Raw genomic sequence first — 20,746 nt, forward strand, 5'->3', positions numbered from 1 at the left:
GGCGAATGAATTTTATGAAATCATACTAAAAAGAGCATACAGCCCATAATCTGCAAAATGCAGGGCAATCAATGCAACAATAGGAGATACATCAATCATCCCTAATGGAGGAATGATTCTTCTAAACGGTTCTAAATAAGGCTCACATATAGCCGCTAAAAATTGTCCAATGGACGTTTCCCTTGCATTCGGAAACCAAGACATTAAAATATAAATGATAATCGCATAGGAATAAATATCGAGCAAAAAACTTAATATGTTATATATTGTCCCCATCAATCATTTCTACCACCTTTTATTTTCATCATCTGCCATGAAATCGGAAATGGAGCCGGCGACATCTACGTTATCTGGGGTACATAAAAATATGTTTGTTCCAACACGCTGGATGTCTCCGCCAATCGCATAAACAGTGCCGCTTAAAAAATCAACAATTCTTTTTGCCTGATCATGCCCGATCCGCTGCAAATTGACAATGCATGAACGGCGGTTTTTCAGATGATCAGCAATTTCTTGCGCCTCTGAATACGTTCTTGGCTCACATAATATTACTTTAGTAGATTTTTGGGCGCTTTGCAAACTTACAACATTTTGTTTTCCGAAAGCGGCATTTTTTTCAACGCTGCTGTTGTGATTGAACATAATCGGTTCATGTTGGTGTTTATCTTCCGGAGCTTCCATATCTTCAATCTCATAATCTTCATCATCGAGAGCAAAAAAGCTTTTAAATTTATTCTTTAAGCTCATCTGATTTACCTCCAGTTTCGTTTTATGTACCTACTAGCGAGGAGCCGATGCGAAGATAAGTAGCCCCTTCTTCAACCGCGATTTTGTAGTCGTTGGACATCCCCATTGATAGCTCTGTACATGGTGCATTCGCTATATTTAGAGCTTTCACTTGTTCCTGCAATTGCTTTAAACTTCGGAAGCATCTTCTGATTTCTTCTTCCTCGTCTGTAAATGGAGCCATTGTCATTAATCCGACAACTTCGATATGGCGATACTCCTTCAACTGTTGAATAAAATCAATGCATTGTTCAGGAGCCACGCCATGCTTTGACTGTTCGCCAGATGTATTTACTTGCACAAAGCATTTGATCGTTCGATCTGCTCTTTTTTCAATTTCGTTTGCTAGCGATATTCTATCCAACGAATGAATATAATCGACCTTGTCTATAATATTTTTCACTTTTCGAGTTTGAAGTGTGCCGATGAAATGCCAGACAGCTTTTGACCCAATGCTGTTATATTTCGATAAAAAACCGTCATCCCTGTTTTCGCCTAAGTGTAAAATGCCTGAATTTATCGCCTCTATAGCCCGTTCTACCGTTACATATTTCGTCACTGCAATAATTTGGATATCATCTATTTTTCGATTTGATTTTTTGCATGCTTGTTCGATTTCCTGTTGGATTCGTGCTAAATTTTCTTTCACTGACAAGGCTTAGTATCCCTCCTTCAAACCGATAAATCCCATCATTCGTCCTGTTTTCCCTTGATCTCTTCGATGGGAAAAAAACAAATCTTGATCGCAGCTTGTACAATATGAGGTCAATAGGATTTGATGTTCCGGCACTCCTTTTTTCATTAACAATCTTTTGTTGATTTCTGCAAGATGAATAGAATAAAGGCCGTTCTCAAGCTGTTTATAAAATGTCGTCTCATTGTCAAAAAGAGGTTTGATCGCATCGATCACATCGTCATTGACGACATAACAGCATTCGCCGATTGAAGGACCTATGGCTGCAAATATATTTTGAGCTTGCACACCTTCGTGCAAAACCCAACTGTCGATCATTTCACCTGCTATATTTTTCGCAGTCCCTCTCCAGCCCGCATGTGCGATGCCAATCAGTGAGTCTTTTGGAGAAAAAAAGAAAATCGGAACACAATCAGCAAAAAAAAGGGAAAGTAATATATTTTTTTCCGATGTGTATAGGCCGTCCGTTTGAGTGATGCATTGACGATATGTAAAAACCCCTGATCCTTTATGTTTATTTACTACCTTGACAATTTGTTTGTCATGGACTTGATCGGCACATACCCAGTTTGGTAGATCAAAACGAATTTTGTCCCCAATGATTTTTCGATTTTTGATCACCGTTTCCTTTTCATCATTCACATGAAGACCTAAATTTAATGAAGCAAAACCATTCTTGGAAAATCCTCCTTTTCTCGTCGTAAAACCTGCTGTAATCTGAGAATGAAGCTTCACCCAAGCAGGTATGGAGAAAAAAGATTCATCTGTTAATTGAAACGGTTCATGTTTCATTGTACCATTCCTCTTCGACAATTCTCTTATTTTTATTTTAACATATCTTTAAGCCAACATTTAACCAAAATTCGTGCGATTCTTATTCTGTTTCAACATTTTTCGAAACTCTTACTAAAATAACATCTTTTCCGATTTTTACGATGTTCCTCCAAGGAATGACAATTTCTTCCCCTTTTCCAAAAAAACCTAAAACCTTCCCTTGACTAGTGATCATGATCGCTTGAATTTTACCAGTTTTTAAGTCGATGTCAACGTCTTCAATGCTTCCTAATTTTTTTCCGTCATGGACATTCACAACATCTTTTATTTGCAAATCGGAAATATGGATCATGCCGGCTTCTCCCCTCAAGTATTTTTACAATCAGTATATGAGTTTTTTTTTGAATGATGATAAAGGGCCACATTCAAAAGAATGTGGCCCAATGATTATTGAATATTTTTGGTCATTTGTTTAATGGCAGCTTTTTCAAGCCGAGAAACTTGAGCTTGGGAAATGCCGATTTCTTCTGCTACCTCCATTTGTGTTTTGCCTTGAAAAAACCTTTTTTTCAATATCAGCTTCTCCCGATCATTCAATCGTCTGATCCCCTCTTTTAGAACAATTTCTTCAATCCACTTGGAATCGCGGTTTCGCTCGTCGCTTAACTGATCCATGACAAAGATCGGATCACCGCCGTCGTTATAAATCGGTTCAAATAATGAAACTGGATCTTGAATGGCGTCTAAAGCAAAAACGATTTCTTCATGCGGCACATTCAGCTCTTTAGCAATTTCTTCTGCCTTCGGCTCACGTGACGTTTCGCTCATGAGTTTTTCACGCACCTGCAAAGCTTTATAGGCAATATCACGCAATGATCTTGAAACACGTATCGGATTGTTGTCTCGCAAATATCGACGAATTTCACCGATGATCATCGGTACAGCATAAGTAGAAAATTTTACGTTTTGGCTCAGATCAAAATTATCTATAGATTTCATCAACCCAATACATCCTACTTGAAAAAGATCATCGACAAACTCGCCTCTGTTATTAAATCTTTGGATAACGCTTAAAACGAGTCGCAAATTTCCGTTGACAAGCTTTTCTCTGGCTGATAAATCACCGCTTTGCATTTGTTTAAATAATTCTCGCATTTCTTCATTTTTTAAAACAGGAAGCTTCGAAGTATCAACACCGCAAATTTCAACTTTATTTCTTGTCATTTCGTTTCCCCCTTACAGGAGTTCTTGCTGTCTTAAGTTAAGTATCTCCTTGAAGGGGAAAAATATGCACAAGCTTTTCAGAGTGAACACGCTGTTGATTTTTCGCTATACATGCGACTAGCAAGCAAAAATTACACCATTTTATTAAATTCTTTTCGAAGACGCTTAATAATTCTTTTTTCCAATCTTGATATGTAAGATTGAGAAATCCCGAGCATGTCAGCCACATCTTTTTGCGTTTTTTCTTCTCCGCCATGCAATCCAAACCTAAGCTCCATTATTTGTTTTTCTCGTTCATTTAATTGCTGCAGCGCCCGCATTAATAGCTTTCGGTCAACATTAGCCTCCAAATCCTTTGTAATAATATCGTCTTCTGTTCCGAGAACATCCGAAAGAAGCAGTTCATTTCCATCCCAATCAATGTTCAACGGTTCATCAAAAGAAACTTCAGATCTTGTTTTATTATTTCTGCGCAAATACATTAATATTTCATTTTCTATACATCTAGATGCATATGTCGCAAGCTTGATCTTTTTTTCGGGATTAAAGGTGTTGACTGCTTTAATTAGCCCGATCGTCCCAATGCTGATCAAATCTTCAATATTGATGCCGGTGTTTTCAAATTTTCGGGCAATATACACGACAAGGCGCAAATTTCGTTCAATCAAAATCGAACGGGCAGCCTTATCGCCGCTCGGAAGTTTTTTTAACAGTATTTCTTCCTCTTCCTTCGAAAGCGGAGGCGGCAGCGCTTCGCTTCCGCCGATATAATAAATTTCATCTGTTTTGATCCCTAATTTTGTTAAAAACTTGTACCATATATACGTGAGATAAAGCTTAATTTTTTTCATGTTGTTCCCCCTTCTAAACAAATTGGTTTATGAGTATGCTATGAATAAAGGCTAAGAAGCATCTTTTTGTTTACCCGTCTGGATCATTTTTGGATGAATAATGCATTGATAATCGTCTTCGCTTGAAAGCCGCGAATGATTTAGTCCAATAAGCGGGCGGGACAGCATTAATGATTCTTCTTTTGTATGAATCACCACTTCGTCTGCTATTACGGCTAATAATAACTGAAGATCCTGGCCAACTGACCGGTACGGAATAATTTTCAGCCTGCCGATCCATTCTTTCTGTTCTATCGCTGTCACAGCCTCCATAGGATTTCGATTTGAAATGACTTGGTGCATACTTTCAGGAAACACGGTCATTAATTTTTCCGCTTCGGCAATCATGACTGGCTTCTTAGTGATGGGATCATACAATTGATTGCCGCTGTCAATCAATCCTTTTACTGTTACTTTTTTCTCCATCATCGTGATCGAAACATCGACAATTTGATCATAGTGGATTTTTTTTGCTTCAACCTGTTCAAGCCGCAAGCGGGAAAAATACCAAATAATCGGAAAGCCGACCACGATAAATAACCAGCTGACAGGATTTCCGAAGCCATTTCCATTTGTTAAAATCATGTTATTTTGAAATGAAAAGCCTACTTGAAAAAAATAATAAGTGCCAAGCATACCTCCCCCAACTGCAAAAGTGACAAAATAGAAAGTCAATAAATTTTCTATAAAGTAGCGAAACTTCTTAAAGCCAAAAGCATAAAGAACCATCACACATGAGAGGATTAGTTTTGATTCCGGACGGCTCGCCAGCTGTGCGAAAGGCGAAAAAAGCAATATCACAATAGCGGAGCCGATGAGCGAAGCAATCATTATTTTTTTCCATACAATGTTTCTCTTTAAGATGATTGCTGTAAGAAAAAGGAGCATGATATCAAAGCAAAAATTCATCAGCCAAATAGCATCCAAATAAATGGTCAACCGCCTCTTCCTCTCCCACCATTCAATTTTCTGGGCTTCTGACTTGCTATTAATAGGTAGTATAAACGCTATTCATTCCAAATTGTGTCAAATAGTGCCGAGTACAGCATACAATTTTTGACGGATTCCTAATATTTTCGTCGAATGGAAAAATGGTTAAAGAAAAAAACTGTACTAGCCTTTTAGAGGAAGAAAGCTAAATTGCTGAAGTTGTAAACACTTTCGTTAAGCGACGATGGGGAAATTACAGGAGATCTTTTCTTAAAAATGTATACTTTGTCAGAACGAGGAAAAAGCCTGGCTAAAAAGCCAGGTCCTTTCGCGTATATATCTGCAATTTATATTCCACAAAAAATATTAGAACTTACCATATACATGGCATTAAATTTTCAGCAAGGATCCGCATTTTTTTCAAATGGCATGTCGTATTTTTTCATAAAGTTTTGATTCATTCGTTTTGCTATTTTCGGGAACGCGTTCAAATCTGTTTATCTATTTTTACATAATTTTTTGATTCTTTCCGCCGTAATGCGATTTTTGAACAAATCATGCCTAAAAGGAATCTCTGAATCCTGCAAATATTTATGTTCCAGTCCAATATTTAAACTGTTTTACGCATGCAAATATTAAAAACCTTCCATTTTGCCCGCTTGATGAGCTTTAAGAAAAAAGCATGGATGACGTCTATTGTCACCCATGCTTTTTTTAGCGGCGCTTTCTGTTTCTTAAAAATGTCGGGATGTCAAGCGTATCTTCTGCCTGCTGCAATGCACGGCTCGTAATGTCGTGAGTCGGCTCTTCCTTTTTCACTTCACGCTTAGTTGCAACATTTGGCTTCTTATTAGGAGCAAATGGTCTCGCTTCTTGCTTGCTAGGATTTATTTCAGTTTCTCTAAATCCAGTTGCAATCACTGTTACAACAATTTCATCCTTCAAATCTTCATTAATAACAGATCCAAAGATCATGTTGACATCTTGGTCCGAGGCTGATGCAACAATATCGGCTGCTTCTTGAACCTCATATAGGCTTAAATTTGTTCCGCCGGTAATGTTCATCAATACTCCTTGCGCCCCATCGATTGAAGTTTCAAGAAGCGGACTTGAGATTGCTTTTTTGGCAGCTTCAGCCGCTCTGTTCTCTCCCGTTGCTACTCCGATTCCCATCAATGCAGAACCTTTGTTCGACATAATCGTTTTCACGTCCGCAAAGTCTAGATTGATGAGTCCCGGCACAGCAATTAAATCAGAAATACCTTGCACTCCTTGACGAAGAACGTTATCCGCTTCACGGAAAGCTTCAAGCATCGGCGTATTTTTATCAACAATTTCAAGAAGTCTGTCATTCGGAATCACAATAAGAGTGTCAACGGCTTCTTTCATGGCTGCAATTCCACCAGCCGCCTGCATAGCGCGTTTTCTTCCTTCAAACGTGAACGGCCTCGTGACAACGCCGACCGTCAGTGCTCCTAAATCTTTGGCAATTTGCGCAATGACAGGTGCTGCACCAGTTCCGGTGCCTCCTCCCATTCCAGCCGTTACAAACACCATGTCTGCACCTTTTACAGCTTCTTCAATTTGTTCCTTGTTTTCTTCAGCAGCTTTTTTTCCGACCTCTGGATTTGCTCCTGCACCAAGGCCCCTTGTCAATTTTGCGCCAATTTGCATTTTTGTTTCTGCTTTTGAAAGGTTTAATGCTTGTGCATCAGTGTTGACAGCAATGAACTCTACACCTTGCACACCATGTTCAATCATCCGGTTGACGGCATTATTTCCGCCGCCTCCTACTCCAATAACTTTAATTGTTGCAAAGCCGTCAATATTCGTATCGAACTCCAACATGCAAAATCCTCCCTAATCCATCAATGCTCTATTGACGAAATTTATTCGAAAAAGTACCCAAAAAATTTCTTCACTCTGCTCATTTTTTCTTCATTTTGACGCTTCGTTTTTTGCTTTAAAGTCACTTCATTCGCTTCACTCGGAACAGTTTGCTTAATCTGTTCCACCTCCACCTTCGATCCAATCCGTCTCCCTTGAATTTTTGCATTTTTGTAGGCAAACTGGATGAGACCGACACCTGTCATGTATTGAGGATTTCTAACACCTATGTAGTCGGGGCTAGCAATCCGAACATTGTGGGCGAGTACAGTTTGAGCAAGTTCAAGCACACCAGGAATGTTTGCACTTCCGCCAGTTAACACGAAACCTCCGGGCAATTCCCTGAAGCCCAGTTTTGCAATTTCTTGAGCTACAAGCAGAAAAATTTCCTCCATTCTAGCCTCAATAATATCAGCTATTTGAAGCTGATTGAATTTTTGCATTTTATCGCTGCCTATAATCGGAACATCAAACACCTCGTCTTCAGATGCATGATCATAAAAGGCATGTCCATGTTTAATTTTAATTTTTTCAGCATTTTCTGTGGAAGTTCTAAGACCAATTGATAAATCGTTGGTAATGTGTTCTCCCCCAACCGGTAGAACGGAAGTTGTTTTTAACTCTCCGTTTTCAAAAACTGCAATGGTAGTGGATCCCCCGCCAATATCGATAAGAGCTACGCCTAAATTTTTTTCGTCTTTGGATAAAGCAACTGAACCACATGCGAGAGGCTGAAGTGCAATATCCGTAATTTCAAGGCCTGCACGTTCAACGCAGCGCAGTAAATTATGTAGAATAGTTTTTGATCCGGTGATGAGCAGTCCTTCCATTTCCAGCCTTACTCCCAACATTCCCCTTGGATCATGTATCCCGTCAAGACCGTCTACAATAAACTGCTTCGGAATGCAATCTATAATTTCCCGATCTGGGGGAATGGATAAAACTTGTGCAGCTTCAATGACACGCCTTACATCTTCATTTTGAATTTCTCGGTTTTCACTTGAAACTGCCACTACTCCTTGACAATCTTGAAGTTTTACATGAGAGCCGCTCACACCGACAACAACTTTATGGAGGGGCATGCCGATCATTCTTTCCGCTTGTTCCACAGCCTTTTTAATAGAATGAACGGTTTCATCTATATCAACAATTGATCCTTTTTTTAAGCCTTTTGATTTCACATTACCAACACCAATAACGTTTAACGATTCATCCATCATTTCGCCAATGATTACTTTTACATTGGATGTACCGATGTCAAGACTGACAAATATTTCATTGCTGTTCAATGCTTTTGGCACCTCCTTATCCAATACTACTATTCTATTACGTCCAATAGAACAATACAATGAAACGAACGTTACATATTTGTTTCAATTTGTATATGTGTAAATTCAACACTTGATCTATTTTCCCTTTTAAAAGTTGGATTTTTTTTTGTTCGTATTTCTGCCGCTGTTCCATTTTGCGATTAAAATTCTGCGAATAACCGCTATATTTTGGAAAAGCCGAACTCCAAAAGCAAACATTGCTACTAAATACAAGTCTACACCAAGATGAACGCCGAGAAAAGCTAAACTTGCAGCTAAAAGTATATTAAAAAAGAATCCGGAAACAAACACAAGCTCATCATAAGAATTTTGCAAGTATGCCCGGAATCCCCCGAACAGAGTATCAAGCGCAGCAAGTATGGCTATTGATAAATAGTTGGAATATTCATCTGGAATTTGAATGTTGCTGTACAGACCTAAGACGATACCTAAAAGAATTCCGATAACCGGGAGCCACATAACTAATTCCCTTCCTTTTCATCTTTAAGAGGTGCCATATTTTGAATGCGGATCGATTTTTCATAAGGCGGTATAATTAGCTGTTTCTGCGGTGCAGATACGGTCAATTTCAAATTATCAATCGCAAAATCGTCTTTCAATGCAGATCCATTTATTTTACTGTAAAGTTTTTCAGCGTCGTTTGATAAAATTTTGATTTCAATCGGGTAAGTGTTCAGACTGTTTCCGTCAATTTTCGTTATTCCGTTAATATCGCGGATAACGGTTGTGTTGACAACTCTGTATCCGTTTATTGAAATTTCTTTTGCTTCATAAGAGTTCACTTCATTGATCAGACGCTTTAAAAGCTCTGGCGAAATCGGCTGAATAGGTTTTCCGAGCAGGTTGCTGTCAAACAAAGGCTCAACTGTGAGAACGACACCCTCACCTTTTACTTCGGTTAAACCCGCTTTCGCCTTCAGCTCTTCTAAAGTATCTTTCAACGCTTTTTCAGGACTTTCGTTTTTTTCCATTTCCCTTTGCATTTGGTCATATTTGCGGATTTCTTCTAACAATTCCACTTGAAGCTTCTGTTCTCTTTTTAAATCTTCACGGAGCTCCCACATATCCCTCGTATCACGCTCGTCCGGTTCTTCTATGGATCGATATTGCACGCCAAGCATAAACCCAAAAATTGTTGTAATGATGGAAAATGTAAAGGCAAATTTCCATTTTGGTTTAATCAATCGTCCATCACCTTTCTTTTTTCTAGAGCTAGGTTAGCTAGGGTTTCCGCTAATCATCCAGTTCATTTGACAAATAGGGCCCCATTTTAATTTCTTTTTTCTTTTCCACCTTTACAACAATATTTTCATAGGCAAGCTGATCCAAAACGCCTCCTGCAATGTTTAGCGCCTGCGTCAATACCTCAGCATCTCCGATGGCAGAAATAACAAATGGAGCGGGAAATTGGTTTCCATCTACCGTTACGACGGGGCCGTTACAGATGATATAAGAATGATGGAATATTCTTTGTCCGTTGATCGCTACAGCGGTCGCACCTGAAATGAGCAATTCATTCACAACTTTAAAGATGTGGCTTTCATGAACAATATAATTGTTCACATTTTCCCCTTCTGGAACATAAGAAGAGTCTTCGAGCGTCACTTCAATCCCTTCGCCGACAACCCCTACCTCTCCTACAAACATCCTCAATTTTTCAACATCTTCAACTAAGTTATAATAAAGCTCTTTCTCTTTTTTCAATTGCTCTTCAATTTCTGTAACTTTTTTTTGTTTTTGAAAAAGCTCCTCCTGGAGCTTCCGGTTTGTTTCTTCTTGATTGATCAGCAGCTTTCTTGTTTCATATTCTTTTTCCCACTGTTCTGGTGATACATTCAAATCTTTTCTTTCTTTTGTCCATTGAAAAGAATATGAAATTAAGAAACCGACGACGAGCATAATAAAAAATAACATGACATGGCTGGCATTAGCTTTCCTCATCGGCTTTGTCCCCTTTATTCTTCTGTGATCCTTTCTTGCTGTAAGGCTCAAAATAAGAACCGACTTCTAAGTGGATAATCCCTTTTACTTTCGGGTTGAGTTCTTTTACAATCATTGGATATGAACGCATTTTTTCAGCAAAAGTTTTCATAGAAGCTCTCACTTCATAGCCGTTGTTCATAAATAATGTAATTATGTACGGATCCATTTTTTCCGGCGTATAGTGAACCTCAGAAATGGAATTGGAAATGGAATGCGGAAGGTTTGTCAATTGTTCAGTCATGAGATGAGCAAATTCAGCATCGTCAAAACCGAATAAGATCGGAGCATCAGGCACTTTTACGCTTTTTTGTCCATCTAAAGTTTCCCCGTTTTCCAAAACCGGGTAAAAGGATGATCCATTGGACACGTAGGCTACTCGTTTCATTTCTTCAATTTCAATCCGAATGGTGTGAGGGAAAATTTTGACTATGTTCGCACCTTTCACTTCTTTATGTTTTTTCAAGGCTTTGATCGTTTTTTCTTTATTAACACTCCAAAAATTCGTCTGTTGATCGATACCGGAAAGCGAAATGATTTCATCGCTGGGAACATTGACATTTCCGCTCACTTCTACGTTTTTCACTTTGCTTAACGGCGTTTCTAAATAAATAATTAATAAAATAAGCAAGGAGAAGGTGAGAATAAATAGTATAAATCTCCTATTTGCCTTTTGTTTGCGCTGCTGCTTGAGCTTCGGTATCCGATCCTCGATTGAAACGATTTTTTCTTTTTCCAAGTCTATGTTCACCCCATCCTAGATTCATTGAATCCAGGTTTAATATATAAGTTTGTCCAAAAGGAGCAAAAAATGTTTAAAGGTGAAAAAACGGCAATAGCATGCCGTTTTAAAAAAATCTTGTTGAAATATTATAACATAATGTACAAGCTGAAAGGGAGAAAGATTTTTCCTATTTATTCCTTCCAACAATTTCAACTTCCGTTTCCATTTTGATTTGGAATTGCTCGTAAATCGTCTTTTTTACAAAATCGATGAGGGCCAGAACATCTGAAGCTGTTGCATTGTCTTCATTGACAATAAAATTCCCGTGCATCTCCGATATTTTTGCGCCTCCGATTTTGTAGCCTTTTAAGCCGGCTTTTTCAATGAGCTGACCAGCATAATGAGGAAGGGGGTTTCGGAAAATGCTTCCTGCGCAAGGATGGTTCCAAGGTTGTGTTTCACGGCGATATTCTTTATTTTTTTGCATAGTGGATACGATGCTGTCTCTATCTCCTTTTTTTAATTGAAATACCGCTTCTAAACATATTCCCGGGCGCTTTTTTTGCAAGATGGAGCTGCGATATGAAAATTCCATTTCTTCATTGGAAAGCCATTCTAATGTCCCATCTGCAAACAAAATATGCGCCTTTTTGAGAACATTTGAAATATCCGAGCCGTGCGCACCCGCATTCATATAGACCGCACCGCCTACAGATCCGGGAATGCCGCTGGCAAATTCTAAACCAGACAATCCTTTTCTGCTGATCAATGTTGACAGGCTGACTAATGAATAGCCTCCCCCTACTGTGATCTCCTCATCTTGAATGGTTAAATGGCTGATGCCGTTTCCTAATTTAATTACGACCCCGGCAATTCCTTCATCTAAAACAAGTAAATTGGATCCTCTCCCTATTACGCGCCAATCTGCATGATGCTTTTTGATGATTTCCATTGTTTTCATTAAGCCTTCAATGCTTTTTGGCTCGACAAACACATCTGCCGGTCCGCCGACTTTCATCGTTGTATGTTTTTTTAACGGCTCATTCTCAAGCACTTTTCCTACATCAGCTCGAATTAACTCTTCCAACAGCTGCTTCACATGTATCCCCCCATTTTCAAATCTTGTTATTAGCAGCGGCAAGTTCGTTCATGACTTGATAAAGCCTTTTGGCTGCATCACGAACTCCCAGTTCAAAAGAAGCTTCGCTCATGCTCTTCAACGTTTCCGGATTCAGTAAAATTTGATCGATCAACGTTAACAAACGATGCCCTGTTAAATTTTGTTCAAGCAATAAAACGGCAGCGTTTCTTTCACTGAGTGTGCGGGCATTTGCTTCTTGATGATTGGCTGTAACATACGGGCTTGGAATTAATATGCTTGGAAGACCAAGCGCTGTTATTTCCGCTAAAGTCGTAGCACCTGCTCTTGATACGATTAAATCAACTGCTGCCAGCACATCCGGCATTTGGTGGATAAACGGTTTGATAATAATATTTTTCAGCCGGCCGCAATCACCTATTTGTTCCATTATTTGCTTGTAATGAACCTCACCGGTGACATAAACAATTTGATACGGCTTTTTCGATAATTCGTCAAGGATGCTGAGGACAGATTCATTAATCGGTCTTGCCCCGCGGCTTCCTCCAAAGATGAGCACGGATTTTACATTCTCTGTTAAATTTAAAGATGATTTACCTTTTGCCCGATCGCCGCCAATCACTTCCTGCGCGCGAGGATTTCCTGTTAGAACAACTTTTTCTTCCGGAAAAAATTTTTTGGAGCTTTCAAAAGAAATGGCGACTTTATCAACATATTTTGCTAAAAATTTATTAGTCAAACCAGGCACGCTGTTTTGTTCGTGGATGATTGTCGGTATTCCGAGTCTGCTGGCTGCATAAACGACTGGTCCCGAAACATATCCTCCAGTCCCAATTACAACATCCGCCTGAAACTCTTTTAGCAGCTTTTTGCAGATGGCGAAGCTGTTGAAAAATCGATAAACTGTTTTAACATTATCAAACGACAGCTTTCGTTTAAAACCGCTAATTTTAATCGCTTTAAACGGGATCCCTTCCCGTGCCACAATCTCTTTTTCCAGTCCATTTTCCGTCCCTATATATAAAAAATTGGCATGAGGGTCATATTTTTTCACTTCTTTTATGAAAGCAAGCGCAGGATAAATATGACCGCCGGTTCCTCCTCCACTTACGACAATGTTCATTCAAAAAGCCCCCCTGAAATGTTAGAAACTTTTTATAAAACAGTTAAAAGAGGCTGAGCAAACAAGCCGAAAAGCCCCTTTTTTTCCATATTTATCCGGATTGGAAAGCTTAATATTTTGCATATCGGCTAATATTTAAAAGCACCCCGATTGCCATCAGCATTAACGTCAGTGACGATCCTCCATAGCTTAAAAACGGAAGGGTGATGCCCGTTACAGGCATTAATCCTGTGACAACCCCGATATTGATCATCACTTGAATCGCAACCATTGCAACAATGCCGACAGCTAGCAAGCTGCCGAATAAATCAGGCGCGTTCAACGCGATTAAAATTCCCCGCCAAAGCAAAAGAGAGAATAATAAAAGCACAAGAGAACCGCCTATAAACCCCAATTCTTCCGCAACGATCGCAAAAATAAAATCTGTTTGCGGCTCGGGCAAATAAAAAAACTTTTGTCTGCTTTGACCCAATCCTAATCCGAAAAGGCCTCCAGGGCCAATTGCATAAAGCGATTGAATAATTTGAAACCCGCTCCCAAGCGGATCCTCCCATGGATTGAGGAACGAAGTGATCCTTTTCATACGATAAGGAGCTGATAACACAAGAGCGGCAAAACCGAGTGCACCTATCAATCCCAGTCCGATAAAATGGCTAATTTTCGCTCCTGCTGCAAAGATCATGACGACACATGCTCCCATCATCACCGTTGCTGTTCCTAAATCCGGCTGAAGCATAATGATCCCAAATGCTAAAAAGACTAATCCTAAGGACGGGAAAAGCCCTTTTTTAATGGTTGTTACAAATTTTTGATTTTCGGACAAAAATTTAGCCAGAAAGGCGATCATCGCTAGCTTCATAAACTCAGAAGGCTGAATGGAAAATGCCCCGACACCGATCCAGCTTCTGGAGCCATTTCGTACAACGCCAATTCCAGGAATCAACACGGCAATCAACAAAACGAAGCATACGATTAAAAGCACCTTTGCCCACGTTCTCCATGTCCAATAGTCTATATTCATAAAAAAGAACATGGCAACAATGCCCAAGGCGGCGAACAGCAGCTGCCGCTTTGCAAAAAAGAATGCATCGTCAAATTTATACGTTGCCCATATGGCGCTTGCGCTATATACCATGATTAAACCGATCGAAAGCAGCAAAAATGTGATCAAAATTAAAATGAAATCTGGAGATTTGCTTTTTGTCGACACGCCGAACACCCCATCTTTTTTAAGCTTAAGGGTACGAGCCCTTATTTTAGCTTATGCACGGCGTTTATGAAAATGTCTCCTCTCTCTTCGAATGTTTTATATTGATCCCAGCTTGCACAGGCCGGAGAGAGCAAAATGACATCACCTATATCCGATATGCGAAACGCCGCAAAGACTGCTTGTTCCACATTATCGACATGTTCTATCAGTTCTATTCCAGCCTTCTTTGCAGCCTTCTTTATTTTTGGGGCAGTTTGTCCAAAGGTGATGACTGCTTTCACATGTTTGAAATACGGGATTAATTCATCAAATTCATTCCCCCGGTCAAGCCCTCCGGCCAACAATACAACAGGGGATGAAAAAGCTTCGAGAGCCTTTGTTGTTGCCAAAATATTCGTGGCTTTCGAATCGTTATAAAATTTTCTTCCTGAAACTTCGCCGACATATTGCAAGCGATGCTTTACACCTGAAAACGATGCCAGCACCTTTTGAATCGCTTTGTTTCCAACATTTTTCGCCTTTACTGCACAAATAGCGGCCAAAATATTTTCTAAGTTATGCTTGCCGACAAGAGCGATATCTTTTATATCAATAATTTTTTCACCATCATACCAAATGGATTCATTTTGGATATAAGCACCATTTGATACTTCCTTATTGGTTGAAAAATAAATTTTCTTTCCGTTTGACAGTTCGGACAGACGCACAACATCTTGATCATCCGAATTGATAACCGCAACCGATTGGTCATCTTGGTTTGAAAAAATTTTCCCTTTCGCTTGCATATAATTTTCGCGAGTTCCATGATAGTCTAGATGGGCATTAAAAATATTTAACAAGACCGCGACTGAAGGTTTAAAATGAATGGTTCCTAAAAGCTGAAACGAGGATACCTCCATAACTACAATTTGTTCCTTTGTCGCTTCCTGTACAACTTCACAAGCCACATTTCCGATATTTCCTGCCAGCAGCGGCTGTTTTCCATCTGCCTTCAGCATTTCGTATATTAAAGTTGTCGTCGTCGTTTTTCCATTCGATCCAGTTATCGCAATAATTTCCGCTTCAGAAATTTGATACGCAAGCTCGACTTCGGTTATAATGGGAATATTTTGGCTCGCTGCTTTTTGTACGATTGGGTTTGTGTATGGAATGCCTGGATTTTTTACAACAATATCAATATTATGCTCCTCGAGCAATTGTTCCGGATGTTCTCCTAAAATAAGTTTGATCCCTAAACTTTCAAGTTCTTTTACATCATCATTTGCTTCGTATGGTTTCATGTCGTTTACGGTAACACGAGCACCTAGTTTATGCAATAATTTAGCGGCTCTCAAGCCGCTTTTCGCCAAACCTAATACGAGAACGTTTTGATCGACATACATTTGTACATTTTTCAATTATAACCACACCTCGATGATAATTCCTAGTATTGCAAAAAGCAAACCCATCGCCCAGAATGTCACGACGACTTTCCATTCCGACCATCCGTTTAATTCATAGTGATGGTGGAGCGGGCTCATTTTAAACACTCTTTTTCCAGTCATTTTAAAGGAAATTACTTGAATAATGACTGATAATGTTTCAATAACAAACACGCCGCCAATCACTATAAGCAAAATTTCTAATTTTGTCAAAATGGCTACAGCGACAATCGCTCCGCCTAAAGCCAATGAGCCAGTATCTCCCATGAACACTTTTGCAGGGTGAGCGTTGAACACTAAAAAGCCTAATACGGAACCGACCACTGCAACACTAAAGATGGCGATATCATATTGACTATTGTTCCATGCCAATACAGCAAATGCTCCGAAAGCAATTGCAGCGCAGCCGGATAATAATCCATCGAGACCGTCGGTCAAATTGACGGCATTTGAGCCGCCTACAAGCATAAACAAAATAAGAACCGGGTAGAGCCAGCCAAGATCAAAAGAAAGTTCCGTCCCCGGCAATCGAATTTCTGTAGAGAACTCAAATTGATTTAAGACAAAATAAAAAATAACCGCAACAATGATTTGACCGATTAATTTTTGTTTTGAAGTCAGACCGAGATTTCTTTTTAACACCACTTTAATCATATCGTCTAAAAATCCGAGGAGTCCGTAACCGATCGTTACAAACAACAGCAAAAACGTTTCGATCCCCGGTTTCGAAAATTTATTGGTCATGACAATAGTGGTGATAATGATGGATAACATAATCATGACTCCGCCCATCGTCGGAGTTCCGGATTTTTTTTGGTGGGATTTTGGTCCTTCATCCCGAATACTTTGGCCAAATTTCAGCCTTCTTAAAAATGGAATAAAAATGGGAGAAAGTAATACACTGATTAAAAAGCCCATTAAGATGGTAAAAAGCACGACTTGTTCTAGCATTTATACTTCCTCCTCCCACCAAAACCAACATTTGCCTTTATATCCATATGATTATTGATGTTAAACCATTCCAATTTCATAACAAATCCTCTTCCTGCTTGATTATTTATTCTCTTTCAATTGAATAGCGCGAATAGCCACTTTTCGATCATCGAAGTCAAATTTTTTGTCCCCGATTTGTTGATATGTTTCATGGCCTTTTCCTGCAATGACGACGACATCTCCTTCTTCTGCATTGCTGATTGCAAATTGGATGGCTTCCTCTCGATCGACAATTGAATGAAAAGGTTCTCCGTCGACACCAGCTGCCATATCTTTTAATATTTGATGCGGATCTTCATTTCTAGGGTTGTCGGAAGTAAAAATTGGAATGTCCGCCCACTGAACAGCAATTTTCGCCATAAGCGGACGCTTCGTTCGATCGCGGTCTCCTCCGCAGCCAACGACTAAAATGACTTTCTTTTTGGCAAGCTCCTTCACCGTTTTCAATAAATTATCCAAGCTGTCTGGTGTGTGTGCATAGTCAATAATGACGGAAAAATTTTGTCCGCAATCTACTAACTCAAATCGGCCGCGCACACCTTCCATCGATTCGACCGCTTCGATGATCTTCTCGATCTCAACTCCTGAAACTAAAGAAGCCGCAATAGCAGCAAGAACATTATAAACGCTGAATTTCCCGACTAATTTCATTTGTACAGGAAATGTACCTTCAGGAGTAACGAGGAGAAAAGAAGTCCCGCTTGCATTCATTTTCAAATCTTTCGCCATAATCTCACATTCGTTTTCAATTCCATATGTAACGATATGGGAAGAAGTCATATGTCTGTAATAGTCAGAGGCTGGATCATCACCATTCAATATAGAAAATTTTGGATGATGATGATCATATTTATTTCCGAGCTGAGCAAACAATAATCCTTTCGCATTTCGATATTCTTCCATTGTTTGGTGATAGTCTAAATGGTCTTGGGTGAGATTCGTAAATACTGCAACATCAAAATCACAGCCGTGGACTCGTCCCATATGCAGCGCATGAGAGGAAACCTCCATACTGGCGTGGGTCACGTTCTCCTCGATCATCTTTTTAAATGTTTTTTGCAGGGTTAAGCTGTCAGGCGTTGTATTTTTTACTTCGTATTGTTGATCATTTATTTTTGTATACATTGTTCCGATTAAACCGGTTTTATAGCCGGCATTGCGAAAAATATGATCAATCAGATGAGTCGTAGTCGTTTTTCCGTTCGTGCCCGTGACACCGATGAGGTGAAGCTTATGTGTTGGCTGGTCATAAAAATAATCAGCAAGCACAGCCATTGCCCGTTTTGTATCATTTACGACAATTACCGGGATATCACCCGGCAGATGGTTCAGCGGTTTTTCTGATAACAGAGCGGCCGCGCCTTTTTTTACAGCTTCTAAAGCAAACTCATGACCGTCTACCGTAAAGCCTTTGATGCAAATAAATAAGCTTCCTTCCTTCACAGCACGCGAATCCATTTCCAATGAAGTAATCTCAGGATTCCCATTACCATAACGTTTATAATGATGTAGAGCAGTGAGAATTGCATCTAATTTCATAACGATAATCCTTTCTCAAAAAAACATTCTCCATTATTTTATCTTAGCTTAAAATGAGCGACAAGGGCTTTTCAAAAGCAGTTGTTTCAAAAAGCCCTTTTTTAGAAAATTATTCGTCTGCTGCCGCCTCGTCTCCTAATAAAATTCGTACAGTAGATCCTTCTTTTACCTTTACGCCTGCTTTTGGCGATTGTTGAACGACTACCTTGCCGTCGCCGTTTACATCAAGTTTTAAATTCACAAGCTGTTCAGCGAGCTCCTGTTTTGTGAGTCCTAAAACGTCCGGTACTGTGACGAACTTTTCATCCAGCCAAGTTTCCTTTTTTTCCATTTGCTTCGTTCTAGGCTTCACACCGAGCTGTCGGAGACTGTCTTTTATGATTGTTCCTACAATTGGCGCGGCAACTACACCGCCAAATTGCACCGTTCCCTTTGGATTATCAACGGCGACATAAACAACTATTTGAGGGTTGTCTGCAGGTGCAAAACCAATAAACGATACAATATGATTATTTGTCAAATATCCTCCGCCGGGAGCAGCTTTTTGCGCAGTCCCCGTTTTTCCTCCGACCCGATACCCTTCAACAAACGCTCCTCTTCCTGTACCTTTTGCAACAACACTTTCAAGAGCAGCGCGAATTTGTTTGGATGTTTCCTCGGAAATAACGCGTCTTTTCGCCTCAGGTGTCTTTCTTGATACAACATCTCCCGTATCCGGGTCAATCCATTCTTTTGCGATATTCGGTGTATATAAAACACCGCCGTTGATCGCGGCTGAAACAGCGGCCACTTGCTGGATCGGCGTTACAGAGACCCCTTGACCGAACGCTGTGGTCGCAAGCTCGACAGGTCCAACCTGACTTTCTTGAAATAGAATGCCGCTTCCTTCACCTGCTAAATCAATCCCCGTTTTTTCACCAAAGCCAAATTTTTTAATATATTCAAACAAAGTCGATGTTCCCAGCCTTTGTCCAAGTTCAACAAATCCCGGGTTGCATGAATTTTGAACAACTTCAAGAAACGTCTGATCCCCATGTCCGCCTTTTTTCCAACATCTTAATGTCGCACCGGCAACTTTTACATAACCCGGGTCGTAAAAATGCTCTCTATAAAGATCAACCTTCTTTTCTTCAAGAGCGGCTGCTAACGTGATAATTTTAAATGTTGATCCAGGTTCATACGTGCTCCAGATCGGCAAATTTCGGTTATAAACTTTCGGATCGACATGCTGATATTTTGTCGGATCAAATGTCGGTCTTGATGCCATGCCTAAAATTTCTCCGTTGTTCGGATTCATGGCAATGGCAATTATTCCGTCCGGATTGTATTTCGATTCGGCAATGTCCAATTCCCTTTCGATGATCGATTGAATTTTTGCATCAATCGTCAGCTTTAAATTCAAGCCGTCCACAGGAGGCATATATTCCTCCACTTCATTTGGCATTCTTTTTCCTTTAGCATCAGAATAAAATTTAACATATCCTTTTTGGCCTTTCAATTGCCGATCATAATATAATTCAAGTCCGCTTAGCCCTTGGTTGTCGATCCCTGTAAAGCCTAAAACGTGCGCTAAAAGGCTGTTAAACGGATAATATCTTTTAGAATCTTCGGCAATGTAAACGCCTTTTAAATTTAAACTGCGTATTTCTTGCGCTTTTTCGTCAGATATTTTCCGCCCTTCAGGATGAACACGGACAATCATTTCTTTTTTCGTTACGTATTGATAAGCTTTTTCCGTCGGCATATTTAAGACAGAAGCAAGCTTTTGAGCCGTTTCAGCTGGATTTTCGACCTGACGAGGAATGATAAATACGCTCGGGGCACTGACATTTGTCGCAAGCTTCTCCCCATTTCTGTCCACGATTTCTCCCCGCTTTGGTTCAAAAGGAATATTTCTGCTCCATAAATCCTTGGCAAGAGAAGTTAATTGCCCGCCTAACACAAATTGGACATATCCTAGTCTTACTTCGATCACGGCGAAAATCAAAAAACCTGCCAATAGAACGAAAACGAGCCGTTTTCTTACTGTTACATTTGAAACGCGCATATATACGATAACTCCCCTCATGTAGGTTCGCTATCAAAATATATGCCTCGTCCATTTAATATAGAACAAGCTTCAAGCGGAAGCAGGCGCCCGC

General features: G+C 39.8%; 21 protein-coding genes. All 21 read right to left on the reverse strand.

What is annotated here, in order from left to right; genetic code table 11:
- Positions 1-12: 12 nt before the first annotated feature.
- The 21 genes from NSU19_RS11690 to NSU19_RS11790 all read right to left on the reverse strand — a co-directional run bounded on the left by NSU19_RS11690 (position 13) and on the right by NSU19_RS11790 (position 20,652).
- Positions 13-276 (reverse strand): YggT family protein, encoded by a 264-nt coding sequence (locus NSU19_RS11690; RefSeq protein ID WP_063388481.1) that lies wholly within the window; start codon positions 274-276, stop codon positions 13-15.
- A gap of 9 nt (positions 277-285) precedes the next feature.
- The gene (locus NSU19_RS11695) at positions 286-747 is read right to left on the reverse strand and encodes a cell division protein SepF (protein WP_339196640.1); all 462 of its coding nucleotides are present in this window, start codon (positions 745-747) and stop codon (positions 286-288) included.
- A gap of 22 nt (positions 748-769) precedes the next feature.
- On the reverse strand, positions 770-1,441 hold the full coding sequence (locus NSU19_RS11700; RefSeq protein ID WP_339196642.1) for a YggS family pyridoxal phosphate-dependent enzyme: 672 nt from the start codon (positions 1,439-1,441) through the stop codon (positions 770-772).
- A 3-nt stretch (positions 1,442-1,444) separates the two neighbouring features.
- The gene (gene pgeF / locus NSU19_RS11705) at positions 1,445-2,272 is read right to left on the reverse strand and encodes a peptidoglycan editing factor PgeF (RefSeq protein ID WP_066246584.1); all 828 of its coding nucleotides are present in this window, start codon (positions 2,270-2,272) and stop codon (positions 1,445-1,447) included.
- 82 nt (positions 2,273-2,354) lie between these two features.
- Positions 2,355-2,606 (reverse strand): YlmC/YmxH family sporulation protein, encoded by a 252-nt coding sequence (locus NSU19_RS11710; protein ID WP_063388485.1) that lies wholly within the window; start codon positions 2,604-2,606, stop codon positions 2,355-2,357.
- 95 nt (positions 2,607-2,701) lie between these two features.
- Positions 2,702-3,478: an RNA polymerase sporulation sigma factor SigG gene (gene sigG / locus NSU19_RS11715; RefSeq protein ID WP_063388486.1), complete on the reverse strand. Its 777-nt coding sequence runs from the start codon at positions 3,476-3,478 to the stop codon at positions 2,702-2,704.
- Positions 3,479-3,609: 131 nt separating this feature from the next.
- Positions 3,610-4,329, reverse strand: coding sequence for an RNA polymerase sporulation sigma factor SigE (gene sigE, locus NSU19_RS11720; protein ID WP_063388487.1), 720 nt, complete (start codon positions 4,327-4,329; stop codon positions 3,610-3,612).
- Between the two features lie 51 nt (positions 4,330-4,380).
- Positions 4,381-5,307, reverse strand: a complete 927-nt coding sequence (gene spoIIGA, locus NSU19_RS11725; RefSeq protein ID WP_063388488.1) for a sigma-E processing peptidase SpoIIGA — start codon at positions 5,305-5,307, stop codon at positions 4,381-4,383.
- Positions 5,308-6,012: 705 nt separating this feature from the next.
- The gene (gene ftsZ, locus NSU19_RS11730) at positions 6,013-7,146 is read right to left on the reverse strand and encodes a cell division protein FtsZ (protein WP_063388489.1); all 1,134 of its coding nucleotides are present in this window, start codon (positions 7,144-7,146) and stop codon (positions 6,013-6,015) included.
- Between the two features lie 41 nt (positions 7,147-7,187).
- Positions 7,188-8,474 (reverse strand): cell division protein FtsA, encoded by a 1,287-nt coding sequence (gene ftsA, locus NSU19_RS11735; protein WP_063388490.1) that lies wholly within the window; start codon positions 8,472-8,474, stop codon positions 7,188-7,190.
- 129 nt (positions 8,475-8,603) lie between these two features.
- Complete coding sequence (locus tag NSU19_RS11740) at positions 8,604-8,975, reverse strand: small basic family protein (protein ID WP_311066249.1); 372 nt, start codon at positions 8,973-8,975, stop codon at positions 8,604-8,606.
- 2 nt (positions 8,976-8,977) lie between these two features.
- A complete protein-coding gene (locus NSU19_RS11745; RefSeq protein WP_232515562.1) occupies positions 8,978-9,700 on the reverse strand; it encodes a DUF881 domain-containing protein in 723 nt (240 codons plus the stop codon).
- Between the two features lie 49 nt (positions 9,701-9,749).
- Positions 9,750-10,457: a DUF881 domain-containing protein gene (locus NSU19_RS11750; RefSeq protein ID WP_063388492.1), complete on the reverse strand. Its 708-nt coding sequence runs from the start codon at positions 10,455-10,457 to the stop codon at positions 9,750-9,752.
- A complete protein-coding gene (locus NSU19_RS11755; RefSeq protein WP_063388493.1) occupies positions 10,444-11,235 on the reverse strand; it encodes a cell division protein FtsQ/DivIB in 792 nt (263 codons plus the stop codon). Before NSU19_RS11755 ends, NSU19_RS11750 begins: the two co-directional genes overlap by 14 nt.
- A gap of 172 nt (positions 11,236-11,407) precedes the next feature.
- The gene (murB, locus tag NSU19_RS11760) at positions 11,408-12,319 is read right to left on the reverse strand and encodes a UDP-N-acetylmuramate dehydrogenase (protein WP_311066250.1); all 912 of its coding nucleotides are present in this window, start codon (positions 12,317-12,319) and stop codon (positions 11,408-11,410) included.
- A 16-nt stretch (positions 12,320-12,335) separates the two neighbouring features.
- Complete coding sequence (gene murG / locus NSU19_RS11765) at positions 12,336-13,442, reverse strand: undecaprenyldiphospho-muramoylpentapeptide beta-N-acetylglucosaminyltransferase (protein WP_063388495.1); 1,107 nt, start codon at positions 13,440-13,442, stop codon at positions 12,336-12,338.
- Between the two features lie 109 nt (positions 13,443-13,551).
- Entirely contained in the window at positions 13,552-14,652 is a 1,101-nt protein-coding gene (gene spoVE / locus NSU19_RS11770) for a stage V sporulation protein E (RefSeq protein ID WP_094246092.1), read from the reverse strand.
- A gap of 41 nt (positions 14,653-14,693) precedes the next feature.
- The gene (gene murD / locus NSU19_RS11775; RefSeq protein ID WP_339200017.1) at positions 14,694-16,034 is read right to left on the reverse strand and encodes a UDP-N-acetylmuramoyl-L-alanine--D-glutamate ligase; all 1,341 of its coding nucleotides are present in this window, start codon (positions 16,032-16,034) and stop codon (positions 14,694-14,696) included.
- A 15-nt stretch (positions 16,035-16,049) separates the two neighbouring features.
- A complete protein-coding gene (gene mraY / locus NSU19_RS11780; protein ID WP_066251816.1) occupies positions 16,050-17,024 on the reverse strand; it encodes a phospho-N-acetylmuramoyl-pentapeptide-transferase in 975 nt (324 codons plus the stop codon).
- A gap of 102 nt (positions 17,025-17,126) precedes the next feature.
- Entirely contained in the window at positions 17,127-18,605 is a 1,479-nt protein-coding gene (locus NSU19_RS11785) for a UDP-N-acetylmuramoyl-L-alanyl-D-glutamate--2,6-diaminopimelate ligase (protein ID WP_339196648.1), read from the reverse strand.
- Between the two features lie 109 nt (positions 18,606-18,714).
- Positions 18,715-20,652, reverse strand: a complete 1,938-nt coding sequence (locus NSU19_RS11790; RefSeq protein ID WP_144597719.1) for a stage V sporulation protein D — start codon at positions 20,650-20,652, stop codon at positions 18,715-18,717.
- Between the last annotated feature and the right edge of the window lie 94 nt (positions 20,653-20,746).

The organism is Aeribacillus sp. FSL k6-2211, from assembly GCF_037966125.1.
GTDB classification, from domain to species: domain Bacteria; phylum Bacillota; class Bacilli; order Bacillales; family Aeribacillaceae; genus Aeribacillus; species Aeribacillus composti.

What these genes read in the sequence shown, in the direction of transcription:
- NSU19_RS11790 (WP_144597719.1), bottom strand. Translation starts at nt 20,652, where the DNA reads ATGCGCGTTTCAAATGTAACAGTAAGAAAACGGCTCGTTTTCGTTCTA.
- sigE (WP_063388487.1), bottom strand. Translation starts at nt 4,329, where the DNA reads ATGAAAAAAATTAAGCTTTATCTCACGTATATATGGTACAAGTTTTTA.
- NSU19_RS11740 (WP_311066249.1), bottom strand. Translation starts at nt 8,975, where the DNA reads ATGTGGCTCCCGGTTATCGGAATTCTTTTAGGTATCGTCTTAGGTCTG.
- NSU19_RS11690 (WP_063388481.1), bottom strand. Translation starts at nt 276, where the DNA reads ATGGGGACAATATATAACATATTAAGTTTTTTGCTCGATATTTATTCC.
- NSU19_RS11695 (WP_339196640.1), bottom strand. Translation starts at nt 747, where the DNA reads ATGAGCTTAAAGAATAAATTTAAAAGCTTTTTTGCTCTCGATGATGAA.
- murD (WP_339200017.1), bottom strand. Translation starts at nt 16,034, where the DNA reads ATGTATGTCGATCAAAACGTTCTCGTATTAGGTTTGGCGAAAAGCGGC.
- mraY (WP_066251816.1), bottom strand. Translation starts at nt 17,024, where the DNA reads ATGCTAGAACAAGTCGTGCTTTTTACCATCTTAATGGGCTTTTTAATC.
- murG (WP_063388495.1), bottom strand. Translation starts at nt 13,442, where the DNA reads ATGAACATTGTCGTAAGTGGAGGAGGAACCGGCGGTCATATTTATCCT.
- NSU19_RS11750 (WP_063388492.1), bottom strand. Translation starts at nt 10,457, where the DNA reads ATGAGGAAAGCTAATGCCAGCCATGTCATGTTATTTTTTATTATGCTC.
- NSU19_RS11785 (WP_339196648.1), bottom strand. Translation starts at nt 18,605, where the DNA reads ATGAAATTAGATGCAATTCTCACTGCTCTACATCATTATAAACGTTAT.
- pgeF (WP_066246584.1), bottom strand. Translation starts at nt 2,272, where the DNA reads ATGAAACATGAACCGTTTCAATTAACAGATGAATCTTTTTTCTCCATA.
- NSU19_RS11710 (WP_063388485.1), bottom strand. Translation starts at nt 2,606, where the DNA reads ATGATCCATATTTCCGATTTGCAAATAAAAGATGTTGTGAATGTCCAT.
- ftsZ (WP_063388489.1), bottom strand. Translation starts at nt 7,146, where the DNA reads ATGTTGGAGTTCGATACGAATATTGACGGCTTTGCAACAATTAAAGTT.
- sigG (WP_063388486.1), bottom strand. Translation starts at nt 3,478, where the DNA reads ATGACAAGAAATAAAGTTGAAATTTGCGGTGTTGATACTTCGAAGCTT.